This window comes from Microbacterium sp. ISL-103 (assembly GCF_018613995.1).
Taxonomy (GTDB): Bacteria; Actinomycetota; Actinomycetes; order Actinomycetales; family Microbacteriaceae; genus Microbacterium.
Genome location: NZ_JAGGPD010000050.1, coordinates 6,304 through 6,743 on the forward strand (window position 1 = coordinate 6,304; position 440 = coordinate 6,743).

The following is a 440-nucleotide window of genomic DNA, read 5'->3' on the forward strand; positions in this document are numbered from 1 at the left end:
TCGCGATGAACATGCCGGCGTTCCACAGGTATCCCCGATCGGCGAAGTAGGCCGTCGCGGTCTCGAGATCGGGCTTCTCGACGAAGCTCTCGACGAGCGCGGCCTCGCGCGCTCCCTCGACGACGAGCTCGGGCCCCTTCCGGATGTACCCGAACCCGACGGCCGGCTCCGTGGGCGAGATGCCGATGGTGCAGATATACCCTTCGCGCGCGACCTCCACCGCATCGCGCACCGCGAACTCGAACACCCGGGTGCTGCGGATGACGTGGTCGGCGCTGAAGGATCCGATGATGACGTCGGGGTTGCGCCTGTGCAGGATCGCCGCGGCCAGGCCGATCGCTGCGGCGGACTCACGGGGCTCGGACTCGAGGAACACGTTGATGTCGGGGATGCCGGGGAGCTCCGCCTCGACCGCCGCGCGGTGAGCGCGGCCGGTGACC

General features: G+C 69.5%; 1 pseudogene. It reads right to left on the reverse strand.

Features of this window, described 5'->3' with window-relative positions:
• Positions 1–440: pseudogene (locus J7E68_RS19525) on the reverse strand (sugar phosphate nucleotidyltransferase); the annotation flags it as partial.